Consider the following 16,716-nt stretch of genomic DNA (forward strand, 5'->3'; position numbering starts at 1 on the left):
TCGTTGAGGGGACATGACTTCAGTCCATCAGTTACAAGGCGTTGGATCGGCTTCAGCAGCCCTACTCGAAAAACTAAATATTTTTACCACAGATGATTTACTGTTTCATCTGCCCCGTGATTATGAAGATCGCAGTACCATTATTCCTATGAATCAGTTGGTGGTTGGTCGTAGTTATTTACTTGAGGGTGAAGTCAAATCTGTTGATTTCCCTCCAGGTAAACGTAAATCTATGGCTGCATTAATACAAGATGAATTTGGTAAGGTGACTTTACGTTTTTATCATATTTATAAAAACTTAACCGATAAAATAAAACCTGGTAACCGTTTACGTATTTTTGGTGAAGTTCGCGTAGGTGCACGAGGACTTGAGCTTTATCATCCAGAAATTCAGCTCATTAATGAACACACACCTCTGCCAAAAACGCAGCTCACAGCAATTTATCCGAGTACTGATGGATTAACACAACCTAAATTACGCGAATATGTTAAACAGGCGTTGAAGCATCATAGTGATGCCTTACCTGAGTTGCTCCCTAAACAATATACAAATGGATATGCACTCAAAGAAGCATTACATTACATTCATGAGCCACCTGTCGATGCCAATATGCTTCAGTTGGCCGAAGGATCTCACCCCGCACAGCAGCGTCTTATTTTTGAAGAACTGGTCGCACACCAAATTAGCCTTCTCACACGACGGGCCTATATTCGTCAAATTGCCTCACCCGCTTTCCCAAGTAGTAAGGTACTGGCAAAAAAACTGTTAGAAGCCTTACCTTTTCAAATGACCAATGCACAAAAGCGTGTATCCAAAGAAATTTTAAGCGACTTAAAACAACACCAGCCTATGCTACGTTTAGTACAAGGTGACGTAGGCGCAGGGAAAACTTTGGTTGCAGCAGTTGCAGCATGTCATGCATTAGAGGCCGATTGGCAAGTTGCATTAATGGCACCTACCGAAATTTTGGCAGAGCAGCATTATTTAAATTTTAAACGTTGGTTTGAACCTTTAGGCATTACGGTCGCTTGGTTGTCAGGCAAACAAAAAGGTAAAGCGCGAGCACAAGCTGAACAACAAATTAAAGAAGGTCATGCCGAACTGATTGTAGGTACTCATGCCTTATTTCAAGATAACATTGGGTTTGCAAAGTTAGGTCTTGTGATTATTGATGAGCAGCATCGTTTTGGTGTAGACCAACGATTGGCTCTACGCAATAAAGGCGCAGAACAACTCACTCCACATCAATTGGTCATGACTGCAACGCCAATTCCTAGAACATTAGCTATGAGTGCTTATGGCGATTTAGACACATCCATTATTGATGAATTACCACCAGGTCGTACACCAATTCAGACAGTCACGATTCCGCTAGACCGTCGTGAAGAAGTGCTAAATCGAATTGCTACAAATTGTCGAGAAGGCAAACAAGCTTACTGGGTATGTACTCTGGTTGAACAGTCCGAAACTTTAGATGCTCAAGCCGCGGAAGCCACCTATCAAGAAATGAGAGAGCGCTTTCCTGAACTTAATATCGGTTTGGTTCATGGCAAAATGAAAGCTGATGAAAAGCAATCTGTTATGCAAGCATTTAAAAAAAACGAACTACAGCTCTTAATTGCGACAACGGTCATTGAAGTCGGTGTAGATGTACCTAACGCTTCAATTATGGTTATTGAAAATGCTGAGCGTTTAGGCCTTTCACAACTACATCAATTACGTGGTCGTGTCGGACGAGGTGCAAAGGCTAGTTTTTGTGTTCTTCTTTATAAACCACCACTTTCACAAAATGGGCAAGAAAGACTTTCGATTTTAAGAGAAAGTAACGATGGCTTTGTGATTGCAGAAAAAGACCTTGAGCTGAGAGGCCCTGGTGAACTATTAGGAACAAAACAAACAGGTGATATGGGATTTAGAGTCGCGCGATTAGAACGAGATGATCATTTACTGAGTCAAGCGCATTATGTTGCACAACAGGTTCTAAAAGACTATCCACAACAAGCTGATGCCCTCTTGAAACGCTGGCTACCTGAAGCACCCCGATACGCTTATGTTTAAGTTGTTCAATCCTCAATATCTTTTTCAGTTATTGTCCCCTTGCCTGTTATGTGAAATAGGAACGCGGGGTAAGCACTCGCTTTGTAAAGAATGTTGGGAACAACTGCCATGGCTTAAGCAGACAGTTCAGCGAAATGATCTATCTGTCCTTGTGGCCTGCCATTATGCCTATCCAATGAACCGCATAATTCAGCAGTTTAAATATGAACAAAAATTACATTACCAAACCCTACTTGCTGAAATTTTACAGCAATTAAAATTTCCTAAGGTACAAGCCATAGTACCGATGCCCATTTCTAAAGAGCGTCTAACGGAGCGAGGTTTTAATCAATCATTATTACTTGCCAAGCTTCTAAGTAAACAATTAAGAATACCCGTTTGGCAGCCTGTCCAACGCCTCAATGAGCGTTCACAAAAAGGATTATCTCGACTCGAAAGATTTGAAAATATTGAACAGCAATTTGTTGCGATACCTCAAGAAAAACGGCGCTACCGTCGTGTGCTGATTATTGATGATGTGATCACAACAGGAAGTTCAATTTCCGCTTTAAGTCTAGTGCTAAAACAGCTAGGGTGCACATCTATTTATGCAAGCTGCCTAGCTGCTGCCTCATCTACATCATATTAAAATTATTAAATTGCAGATAAGTTTTGCTCACACCATGGAATTACTATTTCTTTGGTTAATGGCGCAAGTTTAGTTTCGGAATCATTAAATTTTATCCACTTCATTTCAGCAATCTCGGCTGCAATTTGTGGGGATTGTTTTAATCGAACCAAATATAAATGACTAATCAGCGTATGATCTGGCTCATTAGCAGCCGCTGTCTCAAAACGCCCTATAAACTGTTCTATTACGCAAGAGCTGCCAACTTCTTCCAAAATTTCACGTTGTATGGCTGTTTCCGGAGCCTCATTCGGCTCCAGCTTACCGCCTACTTGCATAAAAGCTTGTGTATCACGCTTTCTAACCAGTAATAATTCATTGTGCTCATTTAAGATCACCGCAGCGGCGACCGTAATTATTTTCACCGATTTAACCTCGTTTATGGTTGAACATCTGCATTAGCCCATTTTGGAGCTGGTGGTTGATATTGTTCAAATTGTTGAAGAATATCCTCAATTTTATCCGAAGCGATCAATTTATCAGCGAACCGTGCCTGACTAAAACCTTTATCTACAGTTCCTTGAACCATTTTAAGCAAATCTTCATAAAAGCCCGCTACATTTAGAAAAGCACACGGCTTTTGATGAATACCTAATTGTGCCCATGTCCATTGTTCAAAGATTTCTTCCAATGTACCTGCCCCACCTGGTAACGCAATAAAACCGTCCGACAGATCTGCCATTTTGGTCTTACGCTCATGCATATTCTCGACGACATATAATTTTGTCAGTCCGGGATGAGCTAACTCGCGATCGACTAAAGCACGAGGAATGACGCCAATGACCTGCCCACCGGCTTGCAAAGCACTATCAGCGACAACGCCCATTAAACCTGAACGACCACCGCCATAAACGAGAGTTTTACCTTGCTTGGCAATAGTTTGACCGGTTAATTGAGCAATTTGTTGAAAGATTGGGTCTGAACCTAAAGATGAACCACAGAAAATGCAAATTGAATTCATAGTATAAAAACCGTTTTATTGAACTGTCATGCTGACAAACTAGACTATCGACAGAGTTTTTTTTTGCAAAATAGTGTATTGGCAAGTGTTTTTCGGCAAATCCTTGTCTAAAATACACCCATCAATTTCCATCAGACTGCGTGAGGAAAAAAGACACATGCTTGAAGCCTTTTATGCCACAGAACGCGGAAGTCTGGAAGATGCCACCATCAACGGTGGATTTGATCTACATCCCGAATTAGTATGGCTTGATCTAATTGCACCCTCTCAAGAAGAACAACAATGGGTCTTAGATGCCTACGATCAGAACTTACCTACACTAAAGTCCCTAGAAGACATTTCTTCTTCTGCTCGATTCTACCGCGATGATGACGGTATTTTGCATATCAGCACCTATTTTTTAACGAAAAATAAAAATTATCAGGTCGATGGAGATGCTGAAGAGTCATCACATATGCTTGCCATGGTGCAAACCGTAGCATTTATTTTACACAAAGATCGCTTATTTACGTTACGCGGTGAAAAGCTCGTTGCGTTTCGTGCATTTCGTGCCCGAGCTCGCCGTAACGACTATGAAATGGATTATAAAGATCCAACTTGGATTTTATTAGGACTGCTTGAAGCAAAGCTAGATGAGCTTGCGGATATCTTAGAAGATATCCACAAGGATCTAGAAAAATACTCTACTGAGGTGCTTAACAACCATCAACGTGAGAAAATTTTAGACCTTGATGACATGATTACCCGCTTGGCTCAACAAGAAGACATGCTTGGAAAGGCACAACTTTGTTTAATTGATTTACGTCGGGTCTTAACCTTTTTATCTCGTCCACGAGCCTTAGGTAGTCACATCTACGACGCAGATATCCGAGAGCTCAGTGAAGATGTCCGCTCACTTGTAGAACATGATGCGTTCTTATTCCAAAAAGTACGGTTCTTACTTGATACAACGTCTGGGTTCATTAACACCGAGCAAAACGATACGATTCGTCGATTCTCGATTTTACCAAGTATGTTAGCGCCACCAATGCTGATCGCGAGTATCTATGGTATGAACACTGAAGTATTGCCTTTTGCTCATGGTAAAAGTAGTTTTATCGCAGTGCTATTAATTATTGTCGGCTTTTTTATTGGCCCTATCATTTACTTCCGCTGGAAGAAATGGATTTAAAGCCTGCACTTACCCCCTATTAATTTTTATAAAAAAAGCACCTAAATTTAGGTGCTTTTTTTATTTTTGCATGACTAGACCAAATGTAGGTCTTCTTGCAAATGGCAAGCTTGAATGATTTTCAGCATCTTCTCTGGAACATTTTTAAAATGTAAGCCAGCCTTCTGCGGAGTCTGACGTAGCCATTGGACTAACACCGCCAATGCCAACGTATTACCATGCTCAAGCTGTTTTAGATCGACTATTAAAGGAAAGCTTGTTTGCTTCTTAATAATTGCCAATCCAGCTTGGTATTGTTGCTCAGCATTTTCAAAATCGATTTTGCCTGAAACAACTAACTCTTGGTTAAGATACTGAACCACTCTTCACCTACTTATTTTTGTTTGTTCTGATTAACAGCAGCATCTGCATCAGGTTGGAATGTCGCAATTGCTTTATTCAAATCGCCACCATTACGTTTCACAGTTGCAGCAAACTGGTTGCGGAACTGTAAACCTAAATCAATACCAGAAACATTGATGTTACGGATTTTCCACTGTGAGCCTTTATCAGCCAACTGGAACGACACAGGAATTTTGTCGCCATTATGGTTGAAATCTAAAGTTACAACAGGGTTTTTACCTGCTGTCGCTTTATAAGGGCGCATGGTGTAAGTTTGGTTTGTGTATTTAGCAAATGCACTACCGTAATTCTCAATTAAAGTATTACGGAAGTTTGTTTCAAACTGAGCACGTTGTGCAGCAGTACTATACTGATTTGTTGCATAAGTACCCATCACAATACGAGTGAAAGCTTGTGAATCAACATACGGGTCTAAGTTTTGACGTATGATTGATTTAACCAAAGCAGGGTTGTTTTGCAACTTGGCATGGTCTGTTTTCAAACGCGCAATCAAACCATCAGCAACACGCTTAATAAAATCAGGTGGTGCTTCTGAAGGTGCAGCAAAAGCTGTACCAGCAATCATAGTAGACAAAATACTTGCTGTCAGGGTTTGTTTAAACAACTTATTCACCTGGAACCACTCCTTCAAATAATCTCTTACTCAACAAATGACGGCTGTGCGCTGCTGTCAGTACTTGCAGGAGCTTTTTCTTCTGCTGAGGATGATGAACCAGCGGCAACTTTACCTGCGCCACCACCAGTAATAAATTTACTAATTAAATCTTCTAAATCCATCGTTCCTTGGGTGTTAGAAATCGTATCACCACGTTTAAGGTAGTTAAGACCACCACCTGGTACGATTTTTAAATATTTCTCACCCAACAAACCATTGGTTGCAACCATTATATAAGCATCTTCATCAATACTGGTGATGGATGACATGTTACTGATCAGTTGCTGTTCCATTGTTTTTTGTTGCGCTGGCGTCGCTTGCGTATAATCAGAACTATAACGCAATTCGTCTAAAGCATTTTTTTGAACTTCTTTTAACTGCTGAGCATTAAAACTTGTCAGTTTTCCATCAAGGTCAAAAGTTACTGTAGCTAAACGTGTAACCGGATCAAGTGTAATTGAATCAACACGACCAATTGTTACACCGCTCATCGTTACTTTAGCACGAGGCTTAAGTCCATTAACGTTGTCAAACTGAGCTTTCATCGTGTAGCCATCACTCAAGTTTGTACCAACTAAACCACTTACTTTCATCGCTAAAAAAAACAAAGCAATACCGAAGATAATGACAAAAATACCTACGGCCAGCTCACTAGTACGTGATTTCATTAAATCCCTCCGAACATGACCGCAGTCAACACGAAATCAAAACCTAAAACACATAATGAAGAATATACAACCGTACGGGTCATTGCTGTCGCAATGCCTTCAGGTGTTGGATCACACGCATACCCTTGGAAAACTGCAATCCATGTACAAAGTAAAGCAAATACAATGCTCTTAATGATGCCATTTACAACATCATGGCCAAATTGAACATTATTTTGCATACCACTCCAGAAGGAGCCTTCATCAACGCCAAGAAAATCAACGCCAACCATTTTGCCGCCAACAATACCAATCGCAGCAAAGATAACGGTTAACATTGGCAAACTGACTATGCCAGCCCAAAGACGTGGTGATACGATTTGCTTTAAAGGATCAACACCAATCATTTCCATACTGGCAAGCTGCTCACTTTGTTTCATTGAACCAATTTCAGCAGTTAATGCAGAACCTGCGCGCCCAGCGAATAGTAAAGCAGCAACAACTGGTGCAAGCTCACGTAGCAAAGTTAAAGACACCATAGTGCCTAGCATTGATTCACTACCCACATTGACCAATATTGAGTAGCCTTGCAGTCCGAGTACCAGACCAATAAATAAACCTGATACCGTAATAATAAGTAAAGACATTACCCCTACACGATGCATTTGATAGACGAAACGCCCAAAACCACCCGATGAAGGTAATGAAAAAATAATCTGTAAGAGCATCAGTGCCGCAACACCAATCCCTCGAATCCGCTCAATAACGAGTCTACCTAACCAGGCAATCGTATTCATGGACGAACCTCGTTATCTAAATAAGCTTGGTGGCTAAACTGGTACTCAACCGGACCTTCTGCCGAACCGGTTAAGAACTGTTTTACAAAAGGAGAAGCATATTTTTGCAATTCTTCCGGCGTTCCTTCCCCTTGAATCTTTCCTTCCGCTACGACATAAATGTAATCGGCAATAGATAAGGTTTCGGAAACATCATGCGAAACAATAATGGTGGTTAAATCCAAAGCTTCACGTAACGAACGAATTAGACGAGTTAAAACACCTTTTACAATCGGGTCTTGCCCAGCAAATGGTTCGTCATACATGATTAAATCTGGATCAAGCGCGATTGCACGAGCCAAAGCAACTCGTCGATTCATACCGCCTGATAACTCGGTAGGCATGAGCTGTTCTGTTCCACGCAGGCCAACAGACTCAAGCTTTAAAGCAACCAGTTCAGCAATCAAATTTTCAGAAAGCTTGGTATGTGCACGGATTGGAAAAGCGACATTTTCATAAACCGACATATCGGTAAATAAAGCGCCACTTTGGAAGAGCATTCCCATACGCGCACGAGCGGCGAACAATTCCTGACGCGACATTTGAGCAATATCTTTACCATCAAGCAAAACCTCACCCTGATCAGGAACAAGTTGTCCACCAATCAAACGTAATAAAGTCGTTTTACCTGTACCAGATGGTCCCATAATGGCCGTAATCTGACCGCGACGTATATTTAAACTAATATTGTCATAAATGACGCGTTCCCCTCGATTAAAACTCAAATTTTTCACTTCTATCAGTGATTGAGCCGAGAGAGGAGTTTTATTATTCATAATGGCAATCATTCCTGCACTTTTATGCCCGCATACTATAACACTGAATTTTGGGAATCTTGTTGTAATTTTGACAAAAGCAAAGACAACTAAACGTATAAATATAGGTTAGTTTTTGAAGGGAATTACTGATTGAGCACTTGGAACTGATCTACAAAATGGCCTGTTAGCAAAGCATAGGCAAAGTAAATCCCATTGCACAAAGCGAGCACAATAAAAAGATATGGCAACCCATGTTGAAGTAATAATTTACTCAACCATGCCAAAGATGCCCTTTTTCGATTACTTTTACGCATTATTACAATTAAATTTGAACTGCTTCACACTTTATTATTTTATAGCAAAACTGAAAAATAAAAAAGGCCAGTTTATTAACTGGCCTTTTTTTTAATCTTTTTAAAGATTAACGGTCGAATTTACGACGTGGTTTGTCATCAAAACTGCGACGTGGGCGATCTTCACCACCGAAGCTACGTTTTGGACGATCTTCACCGCCAAACGATGGACGTTCACCACGAGGTTTGTCATCAAAGCTACGACGTGGCTTATCATTAAAACCACCTTCGCGACGTGGACGATCTGAGTTGAACTCACGACGTGGACGATCTTCGCCACCAAATGACGGACGCTCACCACGTGGCTTGTCATCAAAACTACGACGTGGACGATCTTCACCACCGAAGCTACGTTTTGGACGATCACCAAAACCGCTTTCACGACGTGGTTTATAGTCTACACGGTTACCACGGTTGTCATCATTCGAGTCAAAACGCGGTTTATCATTGAAACCACCTTCACGACGCGGACGGTCTGAGTTGAACTCACGACGTGGACGATCTTCAAAACCGCCTTCGCGACGTGGACGGTCTTCAAAACCACCTTCACGGCGTGGACGATCTGAATTGAACTCACGACGTGGACGATCTTCGCCACCAAATGGACGATCACCACGTGGCTTGTCATCAAAGCTACGACGTGGACGGTCATCACGACCACCTTCACGACGTTTGAAGTTGCTTTCGCCTTCAAAACGACGACCACCACCAAAACCGCCACCACGACGACCATCACGGCCACCGCCATTGCCGCCACGACCACGACCACCACCATCACGACCTGAACGAGCAGGAGGTGGAGATGGCTCTAAGCCTTCAATTTCAGAAACGCTTAAACGAGCTTCTAAGTATTCTTCAAGTGCACGAATCTTACCGCGTTCACGATAAGTCGCTAAAGTAATCGCTTGACCTGTACGACCAGCACGACCTGTACGACCAATACGGTGTACGTAGTCTTCGTGCTTCATCGGAAGACCAAAGTTAATTACGTGAGAAATAGTCGGTACGTCAAGACCACGAGCAGCAACGTCAGTTGCAACTAAGATCTTCGCACGACCTTCACGGATACTACGTAAACGACGGTTACGTACTGTTTGTGGCATCGCACCGTGAAGTGCAACAACTGAATGACCTGCTTCTGCAAGTTCTTCAGCCAACATATCAGTGTCTTCTTGAGTGCTTGCAAAAACTACAGCTTGATCTAAGTTTTCATCACTTAACCAATGAGTAAGTAATTTTTTCTTGTGCTCAAAGCCATCAGTCCAATGCAATGTTTGCGTAATATCTGTATTGGTTGAATGACCAGTTTCAATTGCGATACGCATTGGATCTTTCATCATGCATGCTGCAAGACGAATAATACGATCAGCAAATGTTGCAGAGAACATTAATGTTTGTTTACGGTTAGCCGCTAATTCGCTAATTGCTTCTAAGTCTTCAGAGAAGCCTAGGTCAAGCATACGGTCCGCTTCATCAACAATTAAAGCATCTACTTGGTCTAATTTAATTTGACGACGGTTTACCAAGTCCAGTAAACGACCCGGTGTTGCAACAACAACTTGCGCGCCTTTTAACTGTTGAATTTGTTTAGCAAATGGCATACCACCCATAATTGCAGCAATACGAACACCTTTCATGTGACGTACAAATGCAATTGCATCTTGGCTTACTTGTTGTGCTAATTCACGAGTAGGAGAAATAACCAAAATATTTGGTTGAGTTACTGCTTTCATGCGTTCTTTGAACGGAACGAAAGTTTCTTGACCAGCCAAGTTATTTAATGTCGGCAATAAGAAAGCTGCAGTTTTACCAGAACCAGTCTGGCTAGAAACTAAAAGGTCTTTACCTTCTAAAGCTGCAGGAATAGATTGTTCTTGCACAGGAGTCGGGGTAGTAAAACCTAAACCTTCAAGCGCTTGTTGTAAGGTTTCATGCAAAGAAAATTCGGCAAAAGTTTTGCTCATAGAGAGTTTCACCCTAATGGGTGCTCCATTTTTAATAAGTACAAAATAGACATCGGCACAAAGCGGCAAAGCAAAATTAGCTGAACCTTATTATTCAGCGGCAATCCGAGTAACGACGATGTGGATTAAACGCACGCTTGATTACGGCCGAACCTGAAGAATCGCTGAGCGATCGGGGCGCAAGAAATGGTCCTCTCTATGGACAGCGTGCGCTTACAATGAATAGAACAGAATGTTCAGGTAATGAACGGAAATTTAAGTGCGTGGGCGGATTATAGCAGAAAGAATTTAAAAGTCATGTGTTTTAATCAACTTTCTCGTTATTTCTATTATTATTTGTATTTTACCGATCATTAAAAAGTTAAAACCCTCTATAAAAAGAGGGTCTTAATAGAGAAACTATTTCTAAATTATTTTGCAGCTTTGTCCCAAGCAGGAACAACAGTTTGCATTAATGGCTTTAACATTTTAAGTGAACATGCGATCACTTGACCATTTTCAAGTGAATCATTGCCACCACGAGCATCAACAACTACACCGCCCGCTTCTTTAATAATAAGCTCACCAGCAGCGATGTCCCATGGTTTTAAACCAAGTTCAAAGAAACCATCGAAACGACCAGCAGCAACATAAGCCAAGTCTAGAGCAGCTGAACCACCACGACGGATTTGAGCACCCGCTTGAGTCACTGCTAATAATGATGCGAAATGTTGTTCTGCATAAGATACGATCTCACCAGCACGTTTAGCGCGGTAAGGATGGCCTACTGCCAAGAATGTATTTTCTAAGCTATCTTTTACATTTACACGAATACGGCGTTGGTTCATAACCGCACCGCGACCGCGACTTGCAGAGAACAATTCGTCACGCACTGGGTCGTAAATTACGCCGTGCTGAGTAACGCCTTTATGTTGAACTGCAATAGAAATACAGAAATGAGGGAAACCATTAATAAAGTTTTGCGTGCCATCAAGCGGGTCAATGACCCAGCACCAGTCTGCATCGTGGCCTTTGCCTTCTTGCATACCAAACTCTTCACCTAAGAAGCTATGGTTTTTATAACTTTTACGTAATGTATCAATCGTTAATTGTTCCAAATAACGATCTACACGTGTTACCGGGCCATCAATGCCTTTCTCTTCAACTTGCAAATCGAGTTTATGACGATTTTGATGCGCTTTTAAAAGCTCTTGACCAACTGTTTGAGCCGCACGCGCAGCCATAACCACCATAGGTTCCATTGAACACCCACTACAATACAAATTTGAAGATTTTGACAAAGAATAATGCATAAAAGCGCATACATTTTAGCAAATGAATGCGCTTTATGGGAAAAAATGTTTCAAATTTTTTGTGAAAGGCTTAAACGACCTGATTTTGCTTAAGCCAAGCTCTCTCAATTGAGTTCAAAAGACCTTTCGTATCTAGACCACAATCTTGCAGCATTTGATTATGTGAAGCCTGATGTAAGAATGAGTCTGGCAAACCTAAGTTAATGATAGGTTTAACAATTTGTTCTTGTGCCATAAACTCATTCACTGCACTGCCTGCACCACCCATAATCGCATGTTCTTCAACTGTTACGAATAAATGAGTATGCTCAGCCAAGTCTCGAATGATTTGTTCATCAAGCGGTTTTACAAAGCGCATGTTTACCACACGCACACCAACATCATGTTTTTGTGCAAGTTGCTCACCAGCTTCTATAGCAACCATGACACGGCTACCAAACGCTAGAATTGTAATTTGCTCATCATTGTTTGCATTAATTTCTGCAACGATTTCAGCTTTACCTAATTCAAGAATCGTCATTTCTTTTTGAATTTCGACACCAACACCAGCACCACGTGGATAACGTACAGCGGCTGGGCCATTGTAGACATAAGCAGTATGAAGCATTTGACGACATTCATTTTCGTCTTTTGGCGCCATGATCACCATATTCGGGACAGTACGCATATAAGCATAGTCATAAGCACCAGCATGAGTTGGGCCGTCTTCACCCACTAAACCTGCACGGTCGATTCCGAAAGTTACATCAAGGTTTTGTAAAGCAACATCATGAATAAGCTGATCGTAACCGCGCTGCAAAAATGTTGAATAAATTGCAACAACAGGTTTGAGCCCTTCACAAGCCATACCAGCCGCGAGTGTTACAGCATGCTGCTCTGCAATCGCTACATCAAAAAAACGCTGTGGAAATTGCTTGGCAAATTTAACCATACCTGAGCCTTCACACATCGCAGGTGTGATCGCAAGCAGACGTTCATCTTGAACAGCTTCATCACACAACCACTCACCAAATACATCAGAATACTTTGGTGGAGTTTTGCCACCTGAAGAGGCATTTATTTTACCAATCGCATGGTAAGTGATCGGGTCTGCTTCAGCAGGAGCAAATCCTTTTCCTTTCTTGGTATAAACGTGTACTAAACGCGGTCCTTTACGTTTTTTGAGCGCGTTAAAAACTTGAGCTAATTGAGTAACATCATGCCCATCAAATGGACCAAAATAGTCAAAACCAATTGCTTTAAATAAATTATCTGCTGCATCGGTTGCTGATTGGTGTAAGCGAGAGTTATAGGTCCATTTTGGGTGTGGCTGAATGTAAGCCTCTCCATGTTCATCTACATTGACTAAATGACCCTTTTCCCAAATTGCAGCTAAATGCTTAGCGAAGCCACCGGTACTGCAAGAAATTGACATGTCATTGTCATTGAGTACAACAATCAAGTCAGCATCATGTGCAACAGCATCATTCATCGCTTCAAAAGTCATGCCCGCAGTCATTGCCCCATCACCTACGATACATACCACTTCACATGGGTCATTTTGATAACGGCGTGCAAGTGACATGCCCAAGCCAGCAGAAATAGCTGTCGATGAGTGCCCTACCCCAAAGGTATCAAAAACTGATTCTTCTCTGGCAGGGAAAGCTGCTAAACCATTTTTTGAACGGATAGTGGTAATTTGTTCACGACGTCCAGTCAGGATTTTATGTGGGTATGCTTGATGTCCCACATCCCAAACTAAACGGTCATTTGGTGTATTAAAGCAATAATGCAGCGCAACCGTCAGCTCAACCACGCCGAGGTTAGCACCGAAATGGCCACCACTCTGGCCTGCTGCATATAAAATATATTGACGCAACTCATCAGCCACTTGAACCAGTTGGCTATGCTCGAGCTGACGTAATTGTTGAGGATGATCAATTGCATCTAACAATGGCGTAACAGGGCGTTGAGTTGGAATTTCGGTATACAACATATGTGGCAAAGCCTTTATAAGCCTGGCAAATCCTAAGCTGGGTCAAAATGGGTCGATCATACAATCGAATGAAGTCACCTTCAATCAGCCACATTTGCGAACGAGATCATGCAAAGCAGTCTCTCATACATTATGGGTATGGTTGGCAGATTATCCTGAATAATCTGACTATTTATCAACTATTATCGTCTTCTTTATACAAAAAAGAAAACCTTAGTGTGCAAAATGATTATGACAATTCGACCAATCTCCCAGCATTACGCTATACTTTAAACCGTTTTCGGTTAAAAGATGAGTTAATCTGTGCCTATAGAGTTCATTGCAACATCAAAACTCCCGACCGCTTTTGGTGAATTCAATATTTCTGTGTTTCAAGATCCAGCAACAGGTGAAGAACATGTGGCACTTTCTAAAGGGTTAGAAAATCCGCCAACAGGCCCTGTTTTAGTCCGTGTACATTCTGAATGTTTAACAGGTGATGCTTTTGCGTCATTGAAATGTGATTGTGGCCCACAATTGCAAGCGACTCAAAAACTCATCAATGAAGCAGGACAAGGCGTAATTTTATATTTACGCCAAGAAGGTCGTGGAATTGGTTTAACCAATAAAATTCGTGCTTATGCCCTACAAGATCAGGGACACGATACGGTAGATGCCAATTTACTATTGAATTTACCTGCCGATGCACGTCGTTACGATATGTGTAGCATTATGCTCGACCACTTAAAAGTAAAAGAAGTGAAGTTAATTACCAATAATCCTTTGAAAATTCAGGCACTCAAAGATCAAGGTATTAACGTTGTAGACCGTGTACCGTTAACCGTAGGTCGTAATCCTTTTAATGAACAATATTTAAAAACCAAACGTGAAAGAATGGATCACCTTTATCAAAAAGATGATTTTTGATTTCAAGGGTAAAGTTTAAAAACAATGTTTAAGGGATTTTTTCAAGATTTAGAAAAAATCCCTTACTTTTTTTATGGTTTTATGTTTTGATGTATTTAATTTATATCAATCATCTTTGAGGGTCATTATGCAACATCCGACTTCCACAGATATTCAACGTGTCCGCGAATTTCTCCTCGATTTACAAGCCCGTATTTGCGCTGGTTTAGAACAACAAGAAAAAGCTGGCGGTGGTACGGCAGAATTTATTATTGATGATTGGGAACGCCCAGAAGGTGGTGGCGGTCGTTCACGTGTGCTGCAAAATGGTACAGTGATCGAAAAAGGCGGTGTGATGTTTTCTCACATCAACATTAGCAAACTTCCTGCTTCTGCAACAGAACGTCACCCTCAAATTGCAGGTGCTAAAGCTCAAGCACTCGGTGTTTCTTTAGTTATTCATCCTAAAAACCCAAATATTCCAACCTCTCATGCAAATGTTCGTTTATTCGTTGCAGAACGTGAAGGACAAGATCCGATTTGGTGGTTTGGTGGTGGTTTTGACTTAACGCCATTTTATCCAGATGACCAAGATGTTTTAAATTGGCATCAAGCTGCTTATGACCTATGTAAACCTTTTGGAGACAATGTTTACAACGAACACAAGCAATGGTGTGATGACTACTTTTATTTAAAGCATCGCGACGAACAGCGCGGTGTCGGTGGTTTATTTTTTGATGACTTAAATTGCTGGGATTTCGAAACTTGCTTTAAATATATTCAAGCTGTAGGCAACGGTTATTTAAATGCCATTTTGCCAATTTTCGAAAAACACCGTGAACAGCCGTATACCGAAGCTCAACGAGAATTTCAGCTTTATCGCCGCGGTAGATATGTTGAATATAACTTGGTTTATGACCGTGGTACGTTGTTTGGATTACAAACAGGTGGCCGTATTGAGTCTATTTTAGTCAGCCTTCCTAACTTAGCTGCATGGTCATATCGTCCTGAGTGGGATGAAGACTCACCAGAGAAACGTTTAACTGACTACTATTTAAAACCGCGTGATTGGTTAGGTCTAAAAGAAAAAGTCGCTTAGTTTTTTTGTTTTGGGGATTCTTTGGCTTCCACCCTAAAGAATCTCCTTTTTTATTTTTCAAGGTTTCTGACACCCTCCCAATATTTTTTCTTGTGCCAATTTGACTTATAGTGAGGCCTGCTGAATATTTAGTATAGGCTTTATCTGCTTCACGCCATTTTAAAATTTTGGATACAAGAATGACCAAACAGTTTGCAGTAATTGGCAACCCGATCGAACAATCACGCTCTCCTGAATTGCATCATGCTTTCGCTGAAAAAACAGGTGTTGATCTCGACTATCAAAAACGACTGGCTCCTCTCGATGGCTTTGAATCAAGCATGCGCGGCTTCTTTGCAGAGGGCGGAAGTGGTATGAACGTTACCGTTCCGTTTAAAGAGCAAGCTTTTGCTTTATGTGATGTGTTAACTGAGCGTGCCCAAATTGCTAAAGCTGTAAATACGTTATGGATGGAAAATGGCAAATTGCATGGTGACAATACTGACGGTCAAGGTTTAGTTGCTGCAATTCAAGCATTAGAATGGAACCTTGATAATACAACTATTTTAATTTTAGGAGCTGGTGGTGCAACTCGTGGTGTTATTTATCCGCTTGTACAAGCTGGCGCTAAAAAGATTATGATTGCAAATCGAACTCTGGCTCGTGCAGAGCAACTCGTAGATGACTTAAAAACAGCAGTTCCGCAAGCTCAATTACAAGCTATTTCTCTAAATGACTTAGAAGGGAATTTTGATATTGTAGTTAATGCGACTTCTGCAAGCCTTTCAGGCGATGCTTTACAATTACCTGAAAAATTACAATTCAAACATGCTTACGAAATGGCTTACGGCAAACCTTCTAATTTCCTAGATCAAGCGAAACAACGCAATGTGCCTTATGCAGAAGGTTTTGGCATGTTAGTAGGCCAAGCGATTGAAGCTTTTTATATCTGGAATGGTGTAAGGCCAGACTTAAAAGATTTCTTATAAACAAAAAAAAGAACCTACTTAAAG

General features: G+C 41.2%; 16 protein-coding genes. 6 read left to right on the plus strand and 10 right to left on the minus strand.

All coding sequences use genetic code 11. The features are described 5' to 3' along the window. The first annotated feature begins 13 nt into the window (after positions 1–13). Both recG and AC056_RS10660 read left to right on the plus strand, forming a co-directional pair. The gene (recG, locus tag AC056_RS10655) at positions 14–2,059 is read left to right on the plus strand and encodes an ATP-dependent DNA helicase RecG (RefSeq protein ID WP_077163587.1); all 2,046 of its coding nucleotides are present in this window, start codon (positions 14–16) and stop codon (positions 2,057–2,059) included. Further along, positions 2,052–2,687, plus strand: coding sequence for a ComF family protein (locus AC056_RS10660; RefSeq protein ID WP_077163588.1), 636 nt, complete (start codon positions 2,052–2,054; stop codon positions 2,685–2,687). The genes recG and AC056_RS10660 overlap by 8 nt, the downstream gene beginning before the upstream one ends. A 5-nt stretch (positions 2,688–2,692) precedes the next feature. Here AC056_RS10660 and AC056_RS10665 read toward each other — a convergent pair whose 3' ends face one another. Beyond that, positions 2,693–3,091, minus strand: a complete 399-nt coding sequence (locus tag AC056_RS10665; protein WP_068932463.1) for an NUDIX hydrolase — start codon at positions 3,089–3,091, stop codon at positions 2,693–2,695. Between the two features lie 14 nt (positions 3,092–3,105). After that, positions 3,106–3,687 (minus strand): TIGR00730 family Rossman fold protein, encoded by a 582-nt coding sequence (locus AC056_RS10670; RefSeq protein ID WP_004705346.1) that lies wholly within the window; start codon positions 3,685–3,687, stop codon positions 3,106–3,108. Between the two features lie 157 nt (positions 3,688–3,844). Here AC056_RS10670 and AC056_RS10675 point away from each other — a divergent pair, with 157 nt between their 5' ends. Beyond that, positions 3,845–4,858, plus strand: coding sequence for a magnesium and cobalt transport protein CorA (locus AC056_RS10675; protein ID WP_004705344.1), 1,014 nt, complete (start codon positions 3,845–3,847; stop codon positions 4,856–4,858). A 74-nt stretch (positions 4,859–4,932) separates the two neighbouring features. Here the strand turns inward: AC056_RS10675 and AC056_RS10680 are convergent, their stop codons facing one another. From AC056_RS10680 to dxs, 8 genes are all read right to left on the minus strand, one after another. Then, entirely contained in the window at positions 4,933–5,220 is a 288-nt protein-coding gene (locus tag AC056_RS10680; protein WP_019457795.1) for an STAS domain-containing protein, read from the minus strand. 11 nt (positions 5,221–5,231) lie between these two features. Beyond that, positions 5,232–5,873: an MlaC/ttg2D family ABC transporter substrate-binding protein gene (locus tag AC056_RS10685; protein ID WP_039253560.1), complete on the minus strand. Its 642-nt coding sequence runs from the start codon at positions 5,871–5,873 to the stop codon at positions 5,232–5,234. A gap of 26 nt (positions 5,874–5,899) precedes the next feature. Next, entirely contained in the window at positions 5,900–6,583 is a 684-nt protein-coding gene (locus AC056_RS10690) for an outer membrane lipid asymmetry maintenance protein MlaD (protein WP_019457797.1), read from the minus strand. After that, positions 6,583–7,359: a lipid asymmetry maintenance ABC transporter permease subunit MlaE gene (gene mlaE, locus AC056_RS10695; RefSeq protein ID WP_004705340.1), complete on the minus strand. Its 777-nt coding sequence runs from the start codon at positions 7,357–7,359 to the stop codon at positions 6,583–6,585. Before mlaE ends, AC056_RS10690 begins: the two co-directional genes overlap by 1 nt. After that, complete coding sequence (locus AC056_RS10700) at positions 7,356–8,174, minus strand: ABC transporter ATP-binding protein (RefSeq protein ID WP_077163589.1); 819 nt, start codon at positions 8,172–8,174, stop codon at positions 7,356–7,358. Before AC056_RS10700 ends, mlaE begins: the two co-directional genes overlap by 4 nt. A 403-nt stretch (positions 8,175–8,577) precedes the next feature. Next, positions 8,578–10,473, minus strand: coding sequence for a DEAD/DEAH box helicase (locus tag AC056_RS10705; protein WP_077163590.1), 1,896 nt, complete (start codon positions 10,471–10,473; stop codon positions 8,578–8,580). Between the two features lie 410 nt (positions 10,474–10,883). Then, positions 10,884–11,714, minus strand: coding sequence for an inositol monophosphatase family protein (locus AC056_RS10710; protein WP_019457801.1), 831 nt, complete (start codon positions 11,712–11,714; stop codon positions 10,884–10,886). Positions 11,715–11,835: 121 nt separating this feature from the next. Next, the gene (gene dxs / locus AC056_RS10715) at positions 11,836–13,740 is read right to left on the minus strand and encodes a 1-deoxy-D-xylulose-5-phosphate synthase (protein WP_077163591.1); all 1,905 of its coding nucleotides are present in this window, start codon (positions 13,738–13,740) and stop codon (positions 11,836–11,838) included. Between the two features lie 303 nt (positions 13,741–14,043). On the opposite strand from dxs, the gene ribA reads away from it, so the two are divergent. The 3 genes from ribA to aroE all read left to right on the plus strand — a co-directional run bounded on the left by ribA (position 14,044) and on the right by aroE (position 16,692). After that, positions 14,044–14,646, plus strand: coding sequence for a GTP cyclohydrolase II (gene ribA / locus AC056_RS10720; RefSeq protein ID WP_001121170.1), 603 nt, complete (start codon positions 14,044–14,046; stop codon positions 14,644–14,646). Positions 14,647–14,773: 127 nt separating this feature from the next. Then, a complete protein-coding gene (gene hemF, locus AC056_RS10725) occupies positions 14,774–15,724 on the plus strand; it encodes an oxygen-dependent coproporphyrinogen oxidase (RefSeq protein WP_019457803.1) in 951 nt (316 codons plus the stop codon). Positions 15,725–15,903: 179 nt separating this feature from the next. Next, positions 15,904–16,692: a shikimate dehydrogenase gene (aroE, locus tag AC056_RS10730; RefSeq protein ID WP_077163592.1), complete on the plus strand. Its 789-nt coding sequence runs from the start codon at positions 15,904–15,906 to the stop codon at positions 16,690–16,692. Positions 16,693–16,716 lie beyond the last annotated feature (24 nt).

The organism is Acinetobacter genomosp. 33YU (assembly GCF_001990725.1).
Classification (GTDB): Bacteria; Pseudomonadota; Gammaproteobacteria; order Pseudomonadales; family Moraxellaceae; genus Acinetobacter; species Acinetobacter seifertii.